This is a genomic window from Schlegelella aquatica (genome assembly GCF_026013905.1).
Classification (GTDB): Bacteria; Pseudomonadota; Gammaproteobacteria; order Burkholderiales; family Burkholderiaceae_C; genus Caldimonas; species Caldimonas aquatica.
This window is the reverse complement of sequence record NZ_CP110257.1, coordinates 829,671-851,133: the sequence shown is the minus strand read 5'-3', so window position 1 is coordinate 851,133 and position 21,463 is coordinate 829,671. Positions and strand designations below refer to the sequence as shown.

General features: G+C 70.0%; 18 protein-coding genes. 15 read left to right on the top strand and 3 right to left on the bottom strand.

What is annotated here, in order from left to right; all coding sequences use genetic code 11:
* Positions 1-18: 18 nt before the first annotated feature.
* The 15 genes from OMP39_RS03850 (at position 19) to OMP39_RS03765 (ending at position 18,959) form a co-directional block, all read left to right on the top strand.
* The gene (locus OMP39_RS03850; protein WP_264893474.1) at positions 19-471 is read left to right on the top strand and encodes a hypothetical protein; all 453 of its coding nucleotides are present in this window, start codon (positions 19-21) and stop codon (positions 469-471) included.
* A 63-nt stretch (positions 472-534) separates the two neighbouring features.
* Positions 535-897, top strand: coding sequence for a response regulator (locus OMP39_RS03845; protein ID WP_264893473.1), 363 nt, complete (start codon positions 535-537; stop codon positions 895-897).
* A gap of 28 nt (positions 898-925) precedes the next feature.
* On the top strand, positions 926-3,067 hold the full coding sequence (locus OMP39_RS03840) for a chemotaxis protein CheA (RefSeq protein ID WP_264893472.1): 2,142 nt from the start codon (positions 926-928) through the stop codon (positions 3,065-3,067).
* A 145-nt stretch (positions 3,068-3,212) separates the two neighbouring features.
* Positions 3,213-4,751, top strand: coding sequence for a methyl-accepting chemotaxis protein (locus OMP39_RS03835; RefSeq protein WP_264894433.1), 1,539 nt, complete (start codon positions 3,213-3,215; stop codon positions 4,749-4,751).
* Between the two features lie 153 nt (positions 4,752-4,904).
* Positions 4,905-6,707: a methyl-accepting chemotaxis protein gene (locus OMP39_RS15365; protein WP_280925523.1), complete on the top strand. Its 1,803-nt coding sequence runs from the start codon at positions 4,905-4,907 to the stop codon at positions 6,705-6,707.
* Between the two features lie 70 nt (positions 6,708-6,777).
* On the top strand, positions 6,778-7,302 hold the full coding sequence (locus tag OMP39_RS03820) for a chemotaxis protein CheW (protein WP_425340669.1): 525 nt from the start codon (positions 6,778-6,780) through the stop codon (positions 7,300-7,302).
* Positions 7,303-7,368: 66 nt separating this feature from the next.
* Positions 7,369-8,964, top strand: coding sequence for a methyl-accepting chemotaxis protein (locus OMP39_RS15360; RefSeq protein ID WP_280925522.1), 1,596 nt, complete (start codon positions 7,369-7,371; stop codon positions 8,962-8,964).
* 266 nt (positions 8,965-9,230) lie between these two features.
* On the top strand, positions 9,231-10,976 hold the full coding sequence (locus OMP39_RS03810; RefSeq protein ID WP_264893471.1) for a methyl-accepting chemotaxis protein: 1,746 nt from the start codon (positions 9,231-9,233) through the stop codon (positions 10,974-10,976).
* Between the two features lie 158 nt (positions 10,977-11,134).
* Positions 11,135-12,706: a methyl-accepting chemotaxis protein gene (locus tag OMP39_RS15355; RefSeq protein ID WP_280925521.1), complete on the top strand. Its 1,572-nt coding sequence runs from the start codon at positions 11,135-11,137 to the stop codon at positions 12,704-12,706.
* 396 nt (positions 12,707-13,102) lie between these two features.
* The gene (locus OMP39_RS03795) at positions 13,103-13,579 is read left to right on the top strand and encodes a chemotaxis protein CheW (RefSeq protein ID WP_264893470.1); all 477 of its coding nucleotides are present in this window, start codon (positions 13,103-13,105) and stop codon (positions 13,577-13,579) included.
* Between the two features lie 17 nt (positions 13,580-13,596).
* Positions 13,597-15,180, top strand: a complete 1,584-nt coding sequence (locus tag OMP39_RS15350; protein WP_280925520.1) for a methyl-accepting chemotaxis protein — start codon at positions 13,597-13,599, stop codon at positions 15,178-15,180.
* Positions 15,181-15,291: 111 nt separating this feature from the next.
* On the top strand, positions 15,292-16,086 hold the full coding sequence (locus OMP39_RS03780; protein ID WP_264893469.1) for a hypothetical protein: 795 nt from the start codon (positions 15,292-15,294) through the stop codon (positions 16,084-16,086).
* A 163-nt stretch (positions 16,087-16,249) separates the two neighbouring features.
* On the top strand, positions 16,250-17,116 hold the full coding sequence (locus tag OMP39_RS03775; protein WP_264893468.1) for a CheR family methyltransferase: 867 nt from the start codon (positions 16,250-16,252) through the stop codon (positions 17,114-17,116).
* Between the two features lie 40 nt (positions 17,117-17,156).
* Positions 17,157-17,837, top strand: a complete 681-nt coding sequence (gene cheD, locus OMP39_RS03770) for a chemoreceptor glutamine deamidase CheD (RefSeq protein ID WP_425340658.1) — start codon at positions 17,157-17,159, stop codon at positions 17,835-17,837.
* A gap of 18 nt (positions 17,838-17,855) precedes the next feature.
* Positions 17,856-18,959: a protein-glutamate methylesterase/protein-glutamine glutaminase gene (locus OMP39_RS03765; RefSeq protein ID WP_264893467.1), complete on the top strand. Its 1,104-nt coding sequence runs from the start codon at positions 17,856-17,858 to the stop codon at positions 18,957-18,959.
* A 39-nt stretch (positions 18,960-18,998) separates the two neighbouring features.
* On the opposite strand, the gene OMP39_RS03760 is transcribed toward OMP39_RS03765, so the two are convergent.
* The 3 genes from OMP39_RS03760 to rdgB all read right to left on the bottom strand — a co-directional run bounded on the left by OMP39_RS03760 (position 18,999) and on the right by rdgB (position 21,456).
* Positions 18,999-19,406 (bottom strand): response regulator, encoded by a 408-nt coding sequence (locus OMP39_RS03760; RefSeq protein WP_264893466.1) that lies wholly within the window; start codon positions 19,404-19,406, stop codon positions 18,999-19,001.
* Between the two features lie 202 nt (positions 19,407-19,608).
* Positions 19,609-20,748, bottom strand: a complete 1,140-nt coding sequence (hemW, locus tag OMP39_RS03755) for a radical SAM family heme chaperone HemW (protein WP_264894428.1) — start codon at positions 20,746-20,748, stop codon at positions 19,609-19,611.
* Positions 20,749-20,844: 96 nt separating this feature from the next.
* Positions 20,845-21,456: an RdgB/HAM1 family non-canonical purine NTP pyrophosphatase gene (gene rdgB, locus OMP39_RS03750; RefSeq protein ID WP_264893465.1), complete on the bottom strand. Its 612-nt coding sequence runs from the start codon at positions 21,454-21,456 to the stop codon at positions 20,845-20,847.
* Positions 21,457-21,463: the final 7 nt, after the last annotated feature.

Here is a 21,463-nt window from a genome sequence, read left to right as displayed (position 1 = left end):
GAACGTGGAGAACTGCCGATGATCGACGATTCCAGTCCTCTGGGCGAGCACGCCATTCCCCTGCTGGTCGCGGCCGAGTTGCAGGATCACCTCATGACGGCCACCAACGACCTGGACCGGCTGCAAACGCTGCTGGCCGATGCGTGCGACACGCTCATGCTGCGGTTCTCTTCGGCCGTCGAGCAGATGCAAGCGCTCATGGGCGCGGCCAGCGACCACCGCATCCAGGCCGACGAGCTGCTGCCGGTGATGAGGAGTCTGGGCGCCGCGGTGACGGCGCTGCAGTTCCAGGACATGGCCTCGCAGCTCATCAACCACACCCACCGCCGGCTGCGCAGCTGTGCCGACCAGCTCGCCCGCGAGGCGATGGGCGACGACGAGGAGGGCCTGGCGGTCGTCGAGGACGCGCCGCTGCGCCCCAACCCCGTGACCCAGGCCGAGATGGACGCGGGCTCCGTCGAGCTGTTCTAGGGACGCACGCCCTAAAGATCGACCGCCCCCGACCGATATCCACGCGAGATTCCGGAGAGAGCCATGCATTCCATCCTTGCCGTTGACGATTCGGCCTCGATGCGTCAGATGGTGTCATTCACGCTCAAGAGCGCGGGCTACAACGTCGTCGAGGCCATCGACGGGCAGGACGCCTTCGAGAAGGCCGCGAGCCGCTCGTTCGATCTCGTCCTGACCGACCAGAACATGCCGCGCATGGACGGCATCACCCTGGTCAAGCGGCTGCGCGAAACGCCCCAGTTCAAGAGCACCCCCATTCTCATCCTGACCACCGAGTCGAGCGACCAGATGAAGCAGGCCGGCCGCGCCGCGGGCGCGACGGGCTGGCTGGTCAAGCCGTTCGATCCGAACAAGCTGCTGGAAGTGATCCAGAAAGTCATTCGCTGAACGCCTGCGCACAGCAAGAGGAGTACCCATGGGAGAAATGACCACCGAAGGCTCGCAGCTGAGCGCCGGCATCGATCTCAGCCAGTTCTACCAGGTCTTCTTCGAAGAGGCGGGCGAGAACCTCGACCGCATGGAGCAGTTGCTGCTCGAGCTCGACATCGAGGCGGCCGACGACGAGGAACTGAACGCGATCTTCCGCTGCGCGCACTCCATCAAGGGCGGGGCGGCCACCTTCGGGTTTGCCGATGTGGCCGAACTGACGCACCAGATGGAGACGCTGCTCGACAAGCTGCGCCGCCACGAGCTGTCGCCCACGCCTGCGATGGTGGACGTGCTGTTGGCCTCCGGCGATGCGCTGCGGGCGCAGTTGGCGCGCCACCAGACGGGCCAGGGCGACGAGGTGGACACGGGCGACCTGCTGTTCAACATCCGCGCCATGGTGGCCGGCGAGGCCGCTGCCGCACCGCTGCCGACGCAGGCGACCCGCACGAGCGCAACGTCGGTGGAGGAGCCGCCCCAGGAGGCGGCTGGCCCCGCCGAGGCCGCTGCGGTGGAGCAGGCACCTGCGGCCTCGCAGCCGGCCCCCGGCGGCGAGCGCACGCTCGAACTGGAAGTGGGCCCCCTCGCCGACCCCTCGCAAGCCGACAACCTGCAGGAGCTCTTCAAGGAGATCGTCGGGCTGGGCACCATCGAGCCGCTGGACGGCGGGCAGGCGCACAACGGCATCCGGCGCTTCCGCGTCGTGACGACAAGCAGCGAATCCGAGCTGCTGGATCTGTTCACCTTCCACGTCTCGCGCGAGCAGGTGAAGTTCAAGCCGGCGCCAGAGTCGGCCCCGGCAGACGGCGCTCGCCCGGCTCCGCCCTCGGCCGCGGACCCCGGCTACGGGTTCTTCGAGAACGCCCCGGGCGCCCCGCAGCCGCAGGCCGCCGCGGCCCCTGCGGCCTCCGCCAAGCCGGCGGCACGGTCGGCCCCCAAGGCCGAGTCCAAGCAGGGCGGCGCGCTCGACTCCACCACCATCCGCGTGTCGGTCGAAAAGGTCGACCAGCTCATCAACCTGGTCGGCGAGCTGGTGATCACCCAGGCCATGCTCGCGCAGAACAGTCGGCAGCTCGATCCGGTGCTGCACCAGCAACTGCTCGCCGGGCTGACGGACCTGGACCGCAACACCCGCGACTTGCAAGAAGCGGTGATGTCGATCCGCATGATCCCGATGTCCACCGTGTTCAGCCGCTTCCCGCGCATGTTGCGCGACCTGGCCGGCAAGCTGGGCAAGAAGGTCGAGTTGATCACCCATGGCGAGGCGACCGAGCTGGACAAGGGCCTGATCGAGAAGATCACCGACCCCCTCACGCATCTGGTGCGCAATGCGTGCGACCATGGCATCGAGCCCCCGGAGGAACGCCTCGCCAAGGGCAAGCCCGAGCACGGCACCATCACCCTGTCGGCCTCCCATCAGGGCGGCTCGATCGTGATCGAGGTGCGCGACGACGGCCGGGGCCTTTCCCGCGAGAAGCTGCTCAAGAAGGCTCGCGAGCGGGGGCTGCACGCCCCCGACACCCTGACCGACCCGGAGGTGTGGGGCCTGATCTTCGAGCCGGGCTTCTCCACGGCAGAGGTCGTCACCGACGTTTCGGGCCGCGGCGTGGGCATGGACGTCGTCAAGAAGAACATCACCGCGTTGAACGGCACGGTCGAGATCGATTCGGCCGAAGGCTACGGCATGCGCGTGTCGGTGCGTCTGCCGCTCACGCTGGCCATCATGGACGGCATGAGCGTGGGCGTGGGCGACGAGTGCTACATCCTGCCGCTGTCGTCGGTGGTCGAGAGCTTCCAGGTCGAGCCGGGCATGATCAAGACGGTGGGCACCAGCGGCCGCGTGGTCGAGGTGCGCTCCGAGTACATGCCGGTGATCGAGCTCGAGCAGGTGTTCCAGGTGCCGCGCTTCGACTTCGAGCGCGCGAGCTCCATCATGGTGGTGGTGGAGGCCGAGGGCGGCCGCGTCGCGCTGCTGGTCGACGAACTGCTCGGCCAGCAGCAAGTCGTGGTGAAGAACCTCGAAGCCAACTACCGCAAGGTGCCCGACGTCTCGGGCGCGACCATCCTCGGTGACGGCCGCGTCGCGCTCATCCTCGACGTGGGCAGCCTGGTGCGGCGCTCCCGCCACTGAAGTCCCCTCCCTCCTCCCGGGCGTCCATTGCGGCCGCCCGGGCAGCGCTTTTCTCCCTCACACCCACACAACACCGTCACGGAGGACGTTCTTGAGATTCCACCATCGCCTCATCTTGTGCTCCGCCGTCCCGGCGCTGCTCTTCATGGCCGCGCTCGGCGTGTCTGTCTGGGGACTGCTGCGCACGCAGGAAGACTTCGACCGGTACATCGGCACCGAGCAGGCTCTGGCGGCCGATCTGTCGGGCATGTACGCGCAGGGCCTCCAGATGGGCCAGGCGCTGCGCAACATCGTGCTCGATCCGCAAAACCCGCGTGCCTACGAGAACCTCGAGAACGCGAGGAAGGCGTACGAGCAGCTGTACGACTCCGCCCTGCAGGTCGCGGCGCGCACGCCCTTCCGTGAAGACGTGGCCCGGCTGGCCCGACTGCGCCAGGCACAGGCCCGGGCGCAAGAGGAAGTGCTCTCGCTCGTCAAGACCGACAGCGCGGCCGCCACGGCGCGCCTCAACGCGGCCGAGACGCCCGCGTGGCGGCAGTTGCGCGGCGAGTTGCTGCGGCTCGTGGATGCCACCAAGGCGAACTCGGCGGCCGCCCACGCCACCACGCAGGCGCGCGTCAACGACAGCCGCAACGCGGCCCTCACGCTTGCCGTCGTCGCCATCGGCGTGTGCGCGGTGTTCCTGGTCCTGATGCAGCGCACCATCCGCCGCGAGCTCGGCGGCGACCCGGCCGACGCGCGCCTCGGGCTGAGGGCCATCGCCGCAGGCGATCTCACGCACCCGTTGCGCATCGAGGGAGCCGAGGACAGCCTCATGGGTGAGCTCGTGCAGATGCAGCGCAGCCTGCAGGAGCTCGTCGCGCAGCTCGGCCGCTCGGTCGAGTGCATCACCACCGCCTCGGGCGAGATCGCCGCCGGCAGCCAGGACCTGTCCTCGCGCACCGAGCAGGCGGCCAGCAACCTGCAGCAGACCGCCTCCTCCATGGAGCAGCTCACAGGCACCGTCAAGCAGTCCGCCGACGCCGCCGCCCAAGCCAACCAGCTCGCCTGCTCGGCCAGCGAAGTCGCCACCCGCGGCGGCCAGGTCGTCTCCCAGGTCGTCGCCACCATGGACGAGATCAACGCCGCCTCCAAGAAGATCGCCGACATCATCGGCGTCATCGACGGCATCGCCTTCCAGACCAACATCCTGGCCTTGAACGCCGCCGTCGAAGCCGCGCGCGCCGGCGAGCAGGGCCGGGGCTTCGCGGTGGTCGCCGGCGAGGTGCGCAACCTCGCCCAGCGCAGCGCCCAGGCCGCCAAGGAGATCAAAACCCTGATCGGTGCTTCGGTCGAGAAGGTCGAGTCCGGGGCCAAGCTGGTGCAAGACGCCGGCTCCACGATGAGCGAGATCGTCGCCTCCGTCCAGCGCGTGACCGACATCATCGGCGAGATCAGTGCCGCGGCGGCCGAGCAGAACCAGGGCATCGGCCAGATCAACACCGCCGTCAACCAGCTCGACCAGATGACGCAGCAAAACGCCGCGCTGGTCGAGGAGTCGGCCGCCGCGGCCGAAAGCCTGAAGGAGCAGGCCCATCGCCTGGCCGAGGTGGTCGCGGCCTTCAAGCTCGCGCACGATGCGCGCGAGCAGGCCCAGCACCTCCTCGCACGCGCCGCGCAGCCTCAGCGCGTCCTCGCCGCGTGAAGCGGCCCAGGGCCGCGCCTGCAAAGCCTGGCACGGCCTCAAGTTCTGCCGGCCTGAGTCGATAAATCGGGGAGCCGAGGGAGCCCCGGCTGTATGGCATCCGGGGCTCGTTGTTCATCTTTGACCCGCAATGCGACCATGAAGATCCAGCGCATGAAAATCGGGACTCGCCTGAGCCTGAGCTTCGCCATCGTCTTGGCGATGCTTCTGACGGTGGGCGTCCTCACCTCCTGGAAGCTCCAGGAAATCGACCGCCTCAAGACCGATCTGGCCGCCCGGGCGGAAATGACCCGACTGGCGATGCGCTGGATGGAGGACAACAACGTCAACTTCGCGCGGCGGATGTCGGTCATCCAGTCCGGCGGTCTGCAATCGCTGCGCGACTACCTCGAGCCCCGCATCGAGGAGACGAGCAAGCGCATCGACGAGGCCCGACAGGCGCTGAAAGAACGCTCACGTTCCGAGGAGGGCCGCCGGATGCTGGCTGGGATCGAGCAGGCCCAGCAGGACTACCTGGCGATCCAGGCCAAGGTGGACGCGATGTTCCGCGAAGGCGACGTCATGGGCGGCATGTCCAAAGCCGACAAGGAGCTGGTTCCCGCCGTCGCGGCCTACACGAAAGCCTTGCAGGAGTACGTGGATCGCCAGCAGCGCCTGAATGCCGAGGCGTTCGACGCGGTCAGCGAAGCCGTGAACGAGGCCAAGTGGGGGCTCATCGGCTTCACGGCCGTCGCCATCGCGCTCGGTGCCCTGTTCGCATGGAGGATCACGCGGTCCATCGTCGTCCCGATGGGCGCCGCGGTGCACCATGCCAGCGTGATCGCGCAAGGCGATCTCACCACCACCATCGAGGTGAACCGCCACGACGAGATCGGGGAGCTGCAGCGCTCGATGAACGCGATGCAAGAGCGGCTGCGCGAGCTCGTCGCCCGCATCCGGCAGTCCACCGACAGCATCACCACCGCCTCCGGCGAGATCGCCGCGGGCAGCCAGGACCTGTCCTCGCGCACCGAGCAGGCGGCCAGCAACCTGCAGCAGACCGCCTCCTCCATGGAGCAGCTCACAGGCACCGTCAAGCAGTCCGCCGACGCCGCCGCCCAAGCCAACCAGCTCGCCTGCTCGGCCAGCGAAGTCGCCACCCGCGGCGGCCAGGTCGTCTCCCAGGTCGTCGCCACCATGGACGAGATCAACGCCGCCTCCAAGAAGATCGCCGACATCATCGGCGTCATCGACGGCATCGCCTTCCAGACCAACATCCTGGCCTTGAACGCCGCCGTCGAGGCCGCGCGCGCCGGCGAGCAGGGCCGGGGCTTCGCGGTGGTCGCCGGCGAGGTGCGCAACCTCGCCCAGCGCAGCGCCCAGGCCGCCAAGGAGATCAAAACCCTGATCGGTGCTTCGGTCGAGAAGGTCGAGTCCGGGGCCAAGCTGGTGCAAGACGCCGGCTCCACGATGAGCGAGATCGTCGCCTCGGTCCAGCGCGTGACTGACATCATCGGCGAGATCAGTGCCGCGGCGGCCGAGCAGAACCAGGGCATCGGCCAGATCAACACCGCCGTCAACCAGCTCGACCAGATGACGCAGCAAAACGCCGCGCTGGTCGAGGAGTCGGCCGCCGCGGCCGAAAGCCTCAAGGAGCAGGCCCATCGCCTGGCCGAGGTGGTCGCGGCCTTCAAGCTCGCGCACGATGCGCGCGAGCAGGCCCAGCACCTCCTCGCACGCGCCGCGCAGCCTCAGGCGAGCGCGCCGTCCTCCGCCGGCTCGGCGCGCAAGCCTGGCGACAAGCCCGCGCCGGGGCGGCCCGCCGCCAGCCTGGCACCTGTTGCTGCTCCCGCCAAGGCGGAGCCCGCCGCACCTGCCGCCCCGCCGCTCAAGCCTGCGGCCTCTCAGCCGGCCACCCCGGCGCCGGCGGCCGCTGCCACGGCCACGTCGGCGGACGACGACTGGACGACCTTCTGAGACTCGGCCACCGATGGCCCTGCCGCAGTGCACCGCACCGGCAGGGCCCCACCCCACACCGGAGAACCTCATGGGCATGATGGAACACGACACGCTGGCCGCCGCCCCTCGCGCTGCCCAGGCGCAGACGGCGAGCGCGCCCGCCAAGGAATACCTCACCTTCCGTCTGGGGCGGGAGGAGTACGGCATCGACATCCTGCGCGTGCAGGAGATCCGCGGCTACGAGGAACCGACGCGCATCGCCAACGCGCCGCCGTTCATCAAGGGCGTGGTGAACCTGCGCGGCGTGATCGTCCCCATCGTCGACCTGCGCATGCGCTTCGGCTGCGAACAGGTGGAGTACAACGGCTTCACGGTCTCGATCATCCTGAACGTCAAGGGACGCGTGGTGGGCACGGTGGTCGATGCGGTGAGCGACGTCATCGAGCTGCCCGCCGAGGCGGTGAAGCCGGCGCCGGAGATGAGCTCGGCGGTCGACGCCAAGTTCATCACCGGTCTCGGCCAGGTCGGCGAACGCATGCTGATCCTGCTCGACATCGAAAGCCTCATCCTCTCGCCCAGCCTGGGCCTCGCGGGCTCCGAGCTGCTCGCCTGATCTGTCCTTCGCGCTCCTTGCCCTACCTCCCCGGCCGCCGGCCGGGGCCCTTCCCCCGGAGTTCTGATGAAGATCGGCCGAAAGCTGTGGTTGGCCACGGCATTGCTGACGCTGTCCTGGATCGGTGCCGTCGGCTTGTCCGGCGTGCGATCCGCCGCCAGCACCCGCTACTTCGAGACGCACCAGCAGGCGCATGAGGCCAAGGTGGGCGCGTGGCTGCAGTGGCGCGCCCACACCGACGCGCAAGACGCGAGCTTGCCCCCCAGCGTGCCGCCCGAGCCGGGCACGTTGAACGCCGTGCTCGCCGGCTGGCAGGCGCAGTCCGCCCCGATCGCCGCCGCCTTGCAGCAGCTGCAGGGGGCGGACCTGGCGGCCGACGAGAAGCAGGCCCTGGCCACCGCCTTGGAGCGGCGCTCGCGCATCGACGACGTGGTCAGCCGGGCCCGGCAACTCGCCCAGGCGGGCGATGCCGAAGGCGCTGCCCGGCTCCTGGCACAGGAAGTGCCCTCGCGCTTGGCGGCCGCCCGGCAAGCACAGCAAGCGGTGGCCGAGAGCCTGGCGCGCAGCGCGCAGGCGTTCAAGGCGGAGTTCAAGGCACAGCGCGAAACCACGATTGCGCTGGCAGGCGGCTGGGCGGCCTTGGTGTTCGTGCTGCTCATCGGCGGCACCGCGTTCCTGGTCCGCTCGCTGCGCGGTGGCTTGCAGCAGGCGGTCGAGGCGGCGCGCCACATGGCGGGCGGCGACCTGAGCCGTCCGGTTCCGCCCGGTGGCCGCGACGAAGTGGGCGAGATGCTGCGTGCGCTCGCCGCTTTGCAGGCGTCCCTCCAGCAGATCGTCTCCGAGGTCAAGACCTCGACCGACAGCATCACCACGGCGTCGACCGAGATCGCCTCGGGCAACCAGGACCTGTCCTCGCGCACCGAGCAGGCGGCCAGCAACCTGCAGCAGACCGCCTCCTCCATGGAGCAGCTCACCGGCACCGTCAAGCAGTCCGCCGACGCCGCCGCCCAAGCCAACCAGCTCGCCTGCTCGGCCAGCGAAGTCGCCACCCGCGGCGGCCAGGTCGTCTCCCAGGTCGTCGCCACCATGGACGAGATCAACGCCGCCTCCAAGAAGATCGCCGACATCATCGGCGTCATCGACGGCATCGCCTTCCAGACCAACATCCTGGCCTTGAACGCCGCGGTCGAGGCCGCGCGCGCCGGCGAGCAGGGCCGGGGCTTCGCGGTGGTCGCCGGCGAGGTGCGCAACCTCGCCCAGCGCAGCGCCCAGGCCGCCAAGGAGATCAAAACCCTGATCGGTGCTTCGGTCGAGAAGGTCGAGTCCGGGGCCGAGCTGGTGCAAGACGCCGGCTCCACGATGAGCGAGATCGTCGCCTCGGTCCAGCGCGTGACTGACATCATCGGCGAGATCAGTGCCGCGGCGGCCGAGCAGAACCAGGGCATCGGCCAGATCAACACCGCCGTCAACCAGCTCGACCAGATGACGCAGCAAAACGCCGCGCTGGTCGAGGAGTCGGCCGCCGCGGCCGAAAGCCTCAAGGAGCAGGCCCATCGCCTGGCCGAGGTGGTCGCGGCCTTCAAGCTCGCGCACGATGCGCGCGAGCAGGCCCAGCACCTCCTCGCACGCGCCGCGCAGCCTCAGCGCGTCCTCGCCGCGTGAAGCGGCCCAGGGCCGCGCCTGCAAAGCCTGGCACGGCCCACGCCCTCTGGCCTCCCCCCTTCGGGCCTGCCCGGACCTGTCCCGCCCCCGGGAGAGGGTCACGACCTGCCCCCCGCCGCACCCGTCGCCGCATCCCGGCCGCAGGGGCGTGACGTGCTCCACGCGATCCGATTCAAGTTCCTGCCTGCCGCAGCCGAAGACCCCCTGCCGTGACCTCGTCACGCAGGCATTTCATTCGAAGAAATCCGAGCTAGGAGTAGTTCCCCGTGCTCAAGGCACTCACGTTCAAACAGAAGATCCTGGTGCTCATCGGCACCGCCGTCGGCGGCCTCGCGCTGCTCACGCTCCTTTACGCCCACCAGACCCGCGTCAGGGTGGAGGAAGACCGCCGCGAGATGCTGAAATCGGCCGTCGAATCGATGTATTCGATCGTCGCCGGCTTCCACGCCAAGGCCCAGAAGGGCGAAATGTCGCCCGAGGACGCGCAGAAGGCCGCCGCAGCGGCCATCGAGCAGTCGCGCTACGGCGGGCCCGAAGGACGCTCCGAATACTTCTACATCTGGACGCTGGACGGGGTGAGCGTGATGCACCCGATCCGGCCCGAGTGGCGCGGCAAGAACATGGCCGACCAGCTCAAGGACGGCGAAGGCCGCTACACCATCAAAGACATCGCCGTCGCGCTGCGCGCCAGCAAGGACGGCCGCGCCTTCGTGGACACGAACTTCCCGCGGCCCGGCCAGAACGTGCCGGTGCCCAAGCTGCAATACGTGATGGAGTTCAAGCCCTGGGGCTGGATGGTCGGCTCCGGCCTCTACATGGACGACCTCGCGGCGGTCACCCGCGCGGCCATCGTCGAGTCGGTGGTGCTCGGCCTGCTGCTGATGGGCGTGATCGTCACGATCGGGCATCTCGTCGGCCGCAGCGTGCGCGCGCAGTTGGGCGGCGACCCGGCTGTGGCGATGGCGGCGATGGAAGAAGTCGCGCGTGGCAATCTCGCCATCGACCTGGGCCAGCCCGCGCCGGGCAGCCTGCTCGAGCGGCTGAAGTTCATGGTCGCGTCGCTCTCCACGGTGGTGGCGCAGGTCCGCTCGTCCACCGACAGCATCACCACCGCCTCCGGCGAGATCGCCGCGGGCAGCCAGGACCTGTCCTCGCGCACCGAGCAGGCGGCCAGCAACCTGCAGCAGACCGCCTCCTCCATGGAGCAGCTCACCGGCACCGTCAAGCAGTCCGCCGACGCCGCCGCCCAAGCCAACCAGCTCGCCTGCTCGGCCAGCGAAGTCGCCACCCGCGGCGGCCAGGTCGTCTCCCAGGTCGTCGCCACCATGGACGAGATCAACGCCGCCTCCAAGAAGATCGCCGACATCATCGGCGTCATCGACGGCATCGCCTTCCAGACCAACATCCTGGCCTTGAACGCCGCCGTCGAAGCCGCGCGCGCCGGCGAGCAGGGCCGGGGCTTCGCGGTGGTCGCCGGCGAGGTGCGCAACCTCGCCCAGCGCAGCGCCCAGGCCGCCAAGGAGATCAAAACCCTGATCGGTGCTTCGGTCGAGAAGGTCGAGTCCGGGGCCAAGCTGGTGCAAGACGCCGGCTCCACGATGAGCGAGATCGTCGCCTCCGTCCAGCGCGTGACCGACATCATCGGCGAGATCAGTGCCGCGGCGGCCGAGCAGAACCAGGGCATCGGCCAGATCAACACCGCCGTCAACCAGCTCGACCAGATGACGCAGCAAAACGCCGCGCTGGTCGAGGAGTCGGCCGCCGCGGCCGAAAGCCTCAAGGAGCAGGCCCATCGCCTGGCCGAGGTGGTCGCGGCCTTCAAGCTCGCGCACGATGCGCGCGAGCAGGCCCAGCACCTCCTCGCACGCGCCGCGCAGCCTCAGGCGAGCGCGCCGTCCTCCGCCGGCTCGGGGCGCAAGCCTGGCGACAAGCCCGCGCCGAGGCGGCCCATCGCCCGCCTGGCACCTGCCACGGCGGCGGCCACCCCGTCCGACGACTGGACGACCTTCTGACCGCCCGCGCGCCCGGGCGGTGAGCGCAGCGTCGGCCCCGGCGCGCGGGCCGGGCAAACCCGGCCGAGCCACGCACCGGACGAACTCAAGTTGCCGCCGGCCGCGCCGATAGCTTCGCATGGAGAACGCCGCATCCTGCGGCACGAAGAGGAGACACGATGAACATTCTCCACCGCCTTACGCACACGCGCATCTCGGCCCGGCTCGCGGCTGCGCTCGGCCTGCTCATGCTGCTGATGGCGGCCGTCAGCGGCTACAGCGTCAAGAAGCTGTTCGACACCACCTCGGTGATGAGCCGCCTCTCCGAGCAGGAATGGCGGCTGATGCAGCTCACCAGCGAGCTCAAGGGGTTGATCGAGCTCAACGTCTTTCGAGTGGCCACGCATGCCCGGCTGGGCACCGGCGACTACCCGGACCAGCTGATGCGTGACTACCAGGCCGCGTCGGCGCGCATCGACGAACTGCAAAAGCGGATCGAGGCCGTGGCCCGCGACCCGGACATTCAGGCGGGGCTCGCCAAGGTGCGCGAGGCGCGGCAGGTGATCGTCGCGTACGGCCCGAAGATCACCGAGATGCGCGACCAGGGCGACTATGTGGCCCTGGAGGCCCTGCTCGCCGGCGATTTCGAGCAGGCACGCCAAGCCTACATCGCCAGCGTCGCGGCCGTCGAGGCGCTGGCGCAGCAGCGCGCCCAGGACAGCGCGGCCCAGGCGCAAGGCGACACCCGCTGGGCCGCGCTGATCACGGTGGCGCTGATCGCGGCCAGCATCGCGTTCGCCGGGGGTTTCGGCTGGTGGCTGAGCCGCTCCATCACGCGCCCCATCCGCGAGGTGGTCGAGCACGCACGCACCATTGCCGCTGGGGACCTCTCGCGCACCGTCGCGGTGAACACCGGCGGCGAAGCGGGGCAGCTCCAGCAGGCGCTGGCCGACATGCAGGAGGCCCTGCGCGGCATGGTCGCGCAGGTGCGCGAAGCCACGGACAGCATCACGACGGCGAGCGCCGAGATCGCCAGCGGCAACCACGACCTCTCGGCGCGCACCGAACAGGCCGCCAGCAACTTGCAGCAGACGGCCTCCTCGATGGAGCAGCTCACCGGCACCGTCAACCACAGCGCCGAGAGCGCGCAGCAAGCCAGCAGCCTCGCCACCACCGCCACACAGGCCGCTCGGCGCGGCGGCGAGGTCGTCTCCCAGGTCGTCGCCACCATGGACGAGATCAACGCCGCCTCCAAGAAGATCGCCGACATCATCGGCGTCATCGACGGCATCGCCTTCCAGACCAACATCCTGGCCCTGAACGCCGCCGTGGAATCGGCGCGCGCCGGCGAACACGGGCGCGGCTTCGCGGTGGTCGCCGCCGAGGTGCGCACCCTCGCGCAGCGCTCGGCCGAGGCCGCCAAGGAGATCAAGGGGCTGATCGGCACTTCGGTCGAGAAGGTCGAAGGCGGCTCGCGCCTGGTGTCCGACGCCGGTGCCACGATGGAAGAGATCGTGGCCGCGGTGCAGCGGGTGACGGACATGATCGCCGACATCGCAGCCGCCGCGCGCGAGCAGAGCTCGGGGATCGGCCAGGTCAACCAGGCCGTCGCGCAGCTCGACGAGATGACCCAGCAGAACGCCGCCCTCGTCGAGCAGTCGGCCGCTGCGGCGACGAGCCTCAAGGAGCAGTCCGCGCGGCTGGCCCAGCTCGTCGCGCAGTTCCGGCTGGACGCCTACGCCGCAGCCTGAGGCCCGGCGCCCGGCCGCCCGAAGCCGGGCCGACACCCCCTCGGGGGGTGGGGCGCAAGCCCCGGGGGCACAGACATACCGCCCGGCGCCCGGCCGCCCGAAGCCGGGCCGACACCCCCTCGGGGGGTGGGGCGCAAGCCCCGGGGGCACAGACATACCGCCCGGCGCCCGGCCGCCCGAAGCCGGGCCGACACCCCCTCGGGGGGTGGGGCGCACGCCCCGGGGGCACAAACATACCGCCCGGCGCCCGGCCGCCCGAAGCCGGGCCGACACCCCCTCGGGGGGTGGGGCGCCGCCGCGGTCGGGCGACTCGTGGGCGCTCAAGTCCTCCGGGTCACTGCCGATATGCAAGAGCAGACACCGACAACCCATTCGCCATTCGACTCATCACGCAACATGGGCGCTCAAGAACACATCCCCGAACAAGCCGCGAAGCCGCGTGAGTACCTCACCTTCCGCATCGGAGGCGAGGAGTACGGCATCGACATCCTGAAGGTGCAGGAAATCAGGTCCTACGAGCCGCCCACGCGCATCGCCAATGCGCCGGCGCACGTCAAGGGCGTGGTCAACCTGCGCGGCGTGATCGTGCCGATCGTGGACCTGCGCCTGCGTCTGTGCACCTCCCAGTGCGAGTACAACGCGTTCACGGTCGTCATCGTGCTCCACGTGCGCGGCCGCGTCATGGGCATCGTCGTGGACGCGGTGAGCGACGTGCTCGAGATCCCGAGCGAGCAGGTCCGGCCGGCGCCGGAGATCAGCAGCGCGGTGGACTCCGACTGCATCCTGGGGCTCGGGCAGATCGGCGAACGCATGCTGATCCTGCTGGACATCGAAAAGCTCATGTCGGACCCCGGCATGGGCCTGGCCGAGTGATCGAGAAGGGAGCAAACATGCAGTTCATGAACCTGATGCGCAGCTTCACGATCCGCGTGCGGATGATCGGTGCGATCGCCGTCGTGCTCGTGCTGCTCGCGCTGGTCGGCGGCGCGGGCCTCTTCGGCATGTATCGCATCCAGTCGCTCAGCGGCGACTTCATCGAGCATTCCTTCACGACGAGCGAAGCGCTGGCCTCGATGCGCGAGGACATGGGCCTGCTGCGGCGCCACGAGAAGGACATGATCATCAACTACGAGGATTCCGCCGCCGTCATGAGGGGCAAGGAAGCCTGGCAAGCGAGCTACGACAGGCTGGTCAAGCGCATCGACCAGATGGCCGCCTCGGACGCTTCCAACCGCGCGGTGCTGCAGGAAATGCGCAGCCACCTCGAACAGTACGCCAAGCACTTCCAGCCCGTCGCGGCGCAGCTGATGGCCAGCGGCTACGACTCGGCCACGGTCGCCAACCGGGTGATGACGAAGGCGGTAGCCGCCTACGACGAGGCCGAGCAACGCTTGAAGCGCCTCGACCAGGCCCTCACTGCGAAGGGGCGTGCCGCCGAGGAGCGCAACGCCCAGGCCGTGCAAGGCACGATCGCCCTCTTCGGGGTGGCCTTGGCGATCGCCGTCCTCGTGGTGGTGCCGCTCACGCTGCTCAACATGCACAGCATCTGCAAGCCGATCTCGCAGGCGAAGCAGCTTGCCCAGGCCATCGCCGACGGCGACCTCACCCAGCGCGTCGAAGCCCAGGGCAAGGACGAGGCGGCCGAGCTGCTGCGCGCCCTGCAGGAGATGCAATCCTCGCTGCGTCGGATCGTGTCCCAGGTGCAGTCCTCCACCGAGAGCATCACCACGGCGTCGACCGAGATCGCCTCGGGCAACCAGGACCTGTCCTCGCGCACCGAGCAGGCGGCCAGCAACCTGCAGCAGACCGCCTCCTCCATGGAGCAGCTCACCGGCACCGTCAAGCAGTCCGCCGACGCCGCCGCCCAAGCCAACCAGCTCGCCTGCTCGGCCAGCGAAGTCGCCACCCGCGGCGGCCAGGTCGTCTCCCAGGTCGTCGCCACCATGGACGAGATCAACGCCGCCTCCAAGAAGATCGCCGACATCATCGGCGTCATCGACGGCATCGCCTTCCAGACCAACATCCTGGCCTTGAACGCCGCGGTCGAAGCCGCGCGCGCCGGCGAGCAGGGCCGGGGCTTCGCGGTGGTCGCCGGCGAGGTGCGCAACCTCGCCCAGCGCAGCGCCCAGGCCGCCAAGGAGATCAAAACCCTGATCGGTGCTTCCGTCGAGAAGGTCGAGTCCGGGGCCAAGCTGGTGCAAGACGCCGGCTCCACGATGAGCGAGATCGTCGCCTCGGTCCAGCGCGTGACCGACATCATCGGCGAGATCAGTGCCGCGGCGGCCGAGCAGAACCAGGGCATCGGCCAGGTCAACGCCGCGGTGGTGCAGCTCGACCAGATGACGCAGCAGAACGCCGCGCTGGTCGAGGAGTCGGCCGCCGCGGCCGAGAGCCTGAAGGAGCAGGCGCTGCGGCTGGCCCAGATGGTGCGTTCGTTCCGCATCGAGGACCAGGGCTACGCGCTGGCGCACTGACGCCCCGACCCGGACTTATCGCACGAACCGCCGCCCCGGGTGCCGACTCGGCACGCCGGGGCGTGCTTTCTTCACTTGCGGGCGCCGACGGCCGGACGGTTCAATTCCGGCATGTCCCGCGCCCGTCCCCCTTCCTGCACCGACTGCGCCCGGCATTTGCTCGCCGGCGCCCTGACGGTGGGCGCGGCCGGGCTGGCCCACGCGCAGGCGCCCGCCCCCCTCGTGACGGAAAGCCCGGTGCAGATCGCCCCCGGAGGCTGCCAGATCGAGGGCTGGTATGAACACAGCCGAGGCGCCCGGGCCGCGGTGAGGGCGCCAGCCTGCAGCGCGACCCAACCCGGCAGTCTGGAGGGCCACAACCTCGCTGCGATCGCGCCCCGGCCGGACGCCGGCGCCGGCCGCGCGGCCCTGCCCCGCGGCATCGCGGCCCCGCCGCCCGACACATGGGGCATCGGCGCTTCCGCCAAGTGGTCGGCACCGGACTGGACCTTCGGGCCGGTGCGCTGGGGCCTCAAGATCTCCTCGTTCGCAACGCACATGACCCAGCTCGGCTGGCAGCCCCGGGTCACCAGTCTGCTCGGCCTGGCGTCCATCGCCCTGCCGGCCGACCTGCAGTTGCGCGTGAATGCCGGCCCGCGCCTGGATGCCACCACGGGCGAGACGGGCGCGCTCGTCAACGCCGCGCTGCAGTGGCGCTGGGGCGAGCGCCTGCAGCTCGCTGGCGAGATGCGCACGGCCGAAGGGGCCCGCACCGTCCAGACCGTGGGCAGCGAGCTCTGGCTGGTGCCCGGCCGGCTCGGGGTCGGCCTGAGCGCCGGGCGCACCGTGGGCGAGAACGGCTGGCAGAACTACATGCTGCGCCTCAACTGGCACCTGCTCGAGCGCAAGCGGCTCGGCCCCCGCTGAGGACGGCCCCTCGTCCCAGCGGCCCTCCCGCGGGACGCCCACCGCGGCCGCCCACGAAGTCGCGGGCGGCCCCTCGCCCGGCTCAAGTTGCCGCGCGCGCGGCCGATAAAGGGCATGAGGCCCCTGACAGGCCCTGCCTTGCCGCGATTCGACGAAAGCCTCCATGAGCGCCGTGCTCCCGCCCCCTCCCGTGGCCGATCCGCTCGCCGACCTCACGCGCGAGTTCAGCTTCGACAAGCATGACTTCGAGCGCGTGCGGCAGTTGATCTACCAGCGTGCCGGCATCAGCCTGCATGCGGGCAAGCAGGCCATGGTGTACAGCCGCCTCTCGAGGCGCCTGCGCGAGACGGGGCACCGTTCCTTCGCCGAGTACCTGCAATGGCTGGAGCGCGCCACCGGCCCCCAGGCAGAGGCGGAGTGGGAGGAGTTCGTCAACGCCCTGACGACCAACCTGACGGCCTTCTTCCGAGAAGAGCACCATTTCCGCCTGCTGGCCGAGGAACTGCGCCGCCGGGGCACCGCGCGGCCGTTGCGCCTCTGGTGCAACGCGGCCTCGACCGGCGAGGAGCCCTACTCGCTCGCGATGACGGTGTGCGACACCCTCGGCCCGGGCGCGCCGGTGCGCATCCTCGCCAGCGACATCGACACCCGGGTGCTCGCCACCGCCAGCCGCGGCGTGTACGCCGAGGACGCGCGAGGCCTCTCGCGTGACCTGCTCAAGCGCCACTTCCTGCGCGGCACCGGGCGCAACGCCGGCTTCATCCGCGTCAAACCCGAGGTGGCCCGGCTCGTGGAGTTCCGACCCTTCAACCTGATGAGCACGCACTGGTCGCTGGGCGAGCCGTTCGACATCGTGTTCTGCCGCAACGTCATGATCTACTTCGACGCGCCCACGCAGCGGCGCGTGCTGCAACGCATCCACCAGGTGATGAAGCCGGGCGGCCTCCTGTTCGTCGGTCATTCGGAGAACTTCACCGATTCGCGCGACCTGTTCCAGCTGCGCGGCAAGACGGTCTATCTGCGGGTGTGAGCCGCTCAAGGCCAGAACCGGCCCTGCCGATATCGCGATCATGACCCTGACCGCACCCTCTTTCCCCCTCGGCGGCATGAGCGGCACCGCCGGCGCGCCCAGTACCAGCCGGCTGGAGCGGCTCAAGGCTCAGCCCCGCAAGCCCGGCGAGGCCTCGTTCTTCTTCTACGACGCGCACTTCAAGAACGACGCCGTCAAGGTGCTTCCGGGCGAGTACTTCGTGCATGACGAGGACATCCTCATCATGACCACGCTCGGCTCGTGCATCGCCGCCTGTCTGTGGGACCGCCACGCCCGCATCGGCGGAATGAACCACTTCATGCTGCCCGACTCCGGCGGGGCGCAGGACGGCGGGCGCTATGGCTCCTACGCGATGGAGCTGCTGATCAACGAGTTGCTCAAGCGGGGCGCGTCGCGCTCGACGCTCGAAGCCAAGGTCTTCGGCGGCGGCCAGGTCATCTCCGGCATGAACGTGCTCAACGTCGGCCAGCGCAACACCGAGTTCGTCTTGCACTACCTCAAGACGGAGCACATCCCGGTCGTCTCCAAGGACGTGCTCGACGTCTTCCCCCGCAAGGTCTGCTTCTTCCCGGCCAGTGGCAAGGCCATGGTCAAGCGCCTCGCTCCTTCCAACCCCGAAGCTCTCATCGCGCAGGAGCGGGCGGCCAGCCAGAGGCTGCTGCCGCCTGCCAGCGGTGCGGGCTCGATCGATTTGTTCTGAGGTTCCGAGGAATCCACGATGTCCAAGATCCGTACCGTGGTGGTCGACGACTCCGCTCTGGTGCGCAGCCTGCTCAAGGAAATCATCAACCGCCAGCCGGACATGGAGTGCGTCGGCGTCGCGGCGGACCCGTACGCAGCCCGGGAGTTGATCCGCAACCTCGATCCCGATGTCATCACGCTCGACGTCGAGATGCCCCGCATGGACGGCCTCGACTTCCTCGAGAAGCTGATGCGCCTGCGCCCGATGCCGGTGGTCATGGTCTCCACGCTGACCGAGCGCGGCGCCGAAGTCACCCTGCGGGCGCTGGAGCTGGGCGCGATCGACTTCGTCGCCAAGCCGAAGATCGGCGTGGCCAACGGTCTGCAACACCTCGAGCACGAGATCACCGACAAGATCCGCATCGCCGCGCGCGCGCAGGTGCGCAAGCTGCCCGCCACGGCGGCCCCGGCGGCGTCGCCGGCCGCCGCCCCCGCTGCACCGGGCACCGTCCCCGTGCGGGCGGGCGCCTTGGGCCGCCTGTCGACCGAGAAGCTCATCTTCATCGGCGCTTCCACCGGCGGAACCGAGGCCACCAAGGAGGTGCTGATGCAGTTGCCCGCCGACTCGCCGGCGGTGGTCATCACACAGCACATGCCGCCCGGCTTCACCCGCAGCTATGCCGCCCGGCTCGACGGGCTGTGCCGCATCGCGGTCAAGGAAGCGCAGGACGGCGAGCGCATCCTGCCCGGCCACGCCTACATCGCGCCGGGCGGCCTGCACCTGAGCGTCGACCGCAGCGGTGCCAACTACATCGCCCGCGTGCAAGACGGCGAACCGGTCAACCGCCACAAACCTTCGGTGGAAGTGCTGTTCCGCTCGGCCGCGCGCGTGGTCGGCCCCAACGCCATCGGCATCATGCTGACCGGCATGGGCGCCGACGGCGCTCGCGCGATGAAGGAAATGCGCGACGCCGGCAGCTACAACTACGTGCAGGACGAAGCGACCTGCGTCGTCTTCGGCATGCCGCGCGAGGCCATCAACTGCGGGGCGGCCGACGAAGTCCTGCCGCTGCAACGCATCGCGCCCGCCCTGCTGGAGCGGCTGCGCGCCACCGCCGGCCTCAGCCTGAACCGCGTCTGAGCAAGAGCCGCCCGGGCGCCCCGACGAGAGCGGCCGCGCTCACGCCGGGCCGAACGCCTGGCGGCACAGCCCCAGGAGTTCGTCGCGCCCGACCGGCTTGGCGATCAGCCGCTCCATCCCGGCCTCCAAGGCCCGCGGCGCGTCGTCCACGTCGGCGCTCGTCCCCACCAGCCGCACCTGCGACGCGCCGGCCTCGGCGCGCAAGGCCCGTGCCAGCGCATAGCCGTCCATCCCCGGCATGCGGCAGTCGGTGATCACGAGCCGGTGCCGGCGTTCGCGCCACAACTGCAACGCCTCCTCGCCGTCGTCGGCCACGTCCACCTCGCAGCCGCACGCTTCCAGGTGGGCGGTGAGCAGCAGTTGCTGCACCCGGTCGTCATCGACCACCAGCACCCGCCGGGGCGACACGCCAGGATAGGGAGTGGGCGACGAAAGCTCGGAACTCACGCTGCGATTCCCTGTGGTGAAGAACCGCCCTGCGACACCGGGGCCGTGCGAACGGTCCGCCGGGCGGATGCGGCTGGGGCAGCCCATGCTGCCATGAACACGGCCCGCGCAGGATACAGGGCGACCCCGCCCCTGTCAGTTCTGCCATGGGGGACACCGCCGGTACGTCCTCCCGCCCCGCGGGAGGAAGGCCCGGCCCCCTTCATCCGGGCAAGAACAACGCCTGCAAGTCGCTGAGGAAGTCGAAGCCGCGGTCGGTGGGCCACACGCGCTGCAGGTCGCGCTCGATCAGCCCTCGGCGCTCGGCCTCCTCCAGCGCACGGGCGATGACCGTGACCGGCAGCCCCGTGCGCTCGCTGAACCGCGCCAGCTCGAAGCCCTCGCGCAGGCGCAGCGCGTTGAGCATGAACTCGAACGGCAGGTCCTCGCGCCGCACTTCTTCATCCTGCGCGACCGCCTGGCCCGCCAGCGCGGCCTGCATGTACCGCGCGGGCTCACGGAAACGCACCTGCCGCACCACCCGGTGCGGGAAGCTGAGCTTGCTGTGCGCGCCGGCGCCGATGCCCAGGTAGTCACCGAAGCGCCAATAGTTCAGGTTGTGCGCGCACGCGTGCCCGGGCCGCGCATAGGCCGACACCTCGTAGCGCACCAGCCCGGCCTCGCCCGTGCGCTCGACGATGCGGTCGAGCATCTCGCTGGCCAGATCCTCGTCCGGGACCGCGGGCGGGAACTTCGCGAAGTAGGTGTTGGGCTCCAGCGTCAGGTGGTACACCGACAGGTGCGGCGGCCGGAACGCGAGCGCCTGCCGCAGATCCGCCTCGCACTCGGCCAGCGTCTGCCCGGGAAGCGCGTACATCAAGTCCAGGTTGAAGGTCTCGAAGCACTGGCACGCCTCCTCCACCGCCGCGATCGCTTGCGCCCGGTCGTGCACCCGCCCCAGCGCCCGCAACTTGGCGTCGTCGAAGCTCTGCACCCCGATGGACAGGCGCGTCACCCCCGCCTCTCGAAACCCGCGGAAGCGGTCGCGCTCGAACGTGCCCGGGTTGGCCTCCAGCGTGATCTCGCAGGCGGGCTCCAGCGGCAGCAAGGCCCGCACGTCGGCCAGCAGCCGGTCGATGGCATCGGGCGAAAACAGGCTGGGCGTGCCCCCGCCGATGAAGATGCTGTGGATCTTGCGGCCCCACACCAGCGGCAAGGCCGCCTCCACGTCCGCCCGCAGCGCGTCCAGGTACTGCGTCTGTGGCAGGCTGCCGCCCTCGCGCCACTCGTGCGAGTTGAAGTCGCAGTAGGGACACTTGCGCAGGCACCAGGGCAGATGCACATACAGCGCCAAGGGCGGCATCGCCCCCAACGTCAGGGTGCCCGGCCGCAGATACCGGCCGACGACATCGGTGTTCAAGGCTTGCCCCTTTCTGCCACCCGCCCGCGGCCCACGCCGTCAGCCGCGGCCACCGAGCCAGACCTCGCGCATCAGCCGCGTCAGCTCGCGCGCCGCCTGCGCACGATGGCTGTGCCGGTTCTTCACCGCCGCGTCGAGCTCGGCCACGCTCGCCCCCAGGGCGGGGATCCACATCAACGGGTCGTAGCCGAACCCGCCCTGCCCGCGGGGCCCGCGCAGCACCTCGCCGTCCCAGCGGCCCATCGCGATCAGCGGCTCCGGGTCGTCGGGCCGTCGCAGGGCCGCGAGCACGCAAACGAAGCGCGCGCGGCGGTCCTCGACCGCCTGCAACTGCCGCAGGAGCGCCTCGTTGTTCGCACCGTCGTCGCGCGGCCCGCCGAAGAGCGTGGCGTAGCGCGCCGAGAGCACGCCCGGCGCACCGCCCAGCGCGTCCACGCTCAGCCCCGAGTCGTCGGCGAGCGCCGGCAAGCCCGTCAGGCGGGACGCATGGCGGGCCTTCTCGAGCGCGTTCTCGACGAAGGTCGGGTGCGGCTCCGCGGCTTCCGGCACCCCGAGCGAGCCCTGGGTCACCAGCTCCACGCCGAGCGGGGCGAACAGCGCCTGCAACTCGGCGAGCTTCTTCGCATTGTTCGAGGCGAGCACCACGCGCATCGCAGCC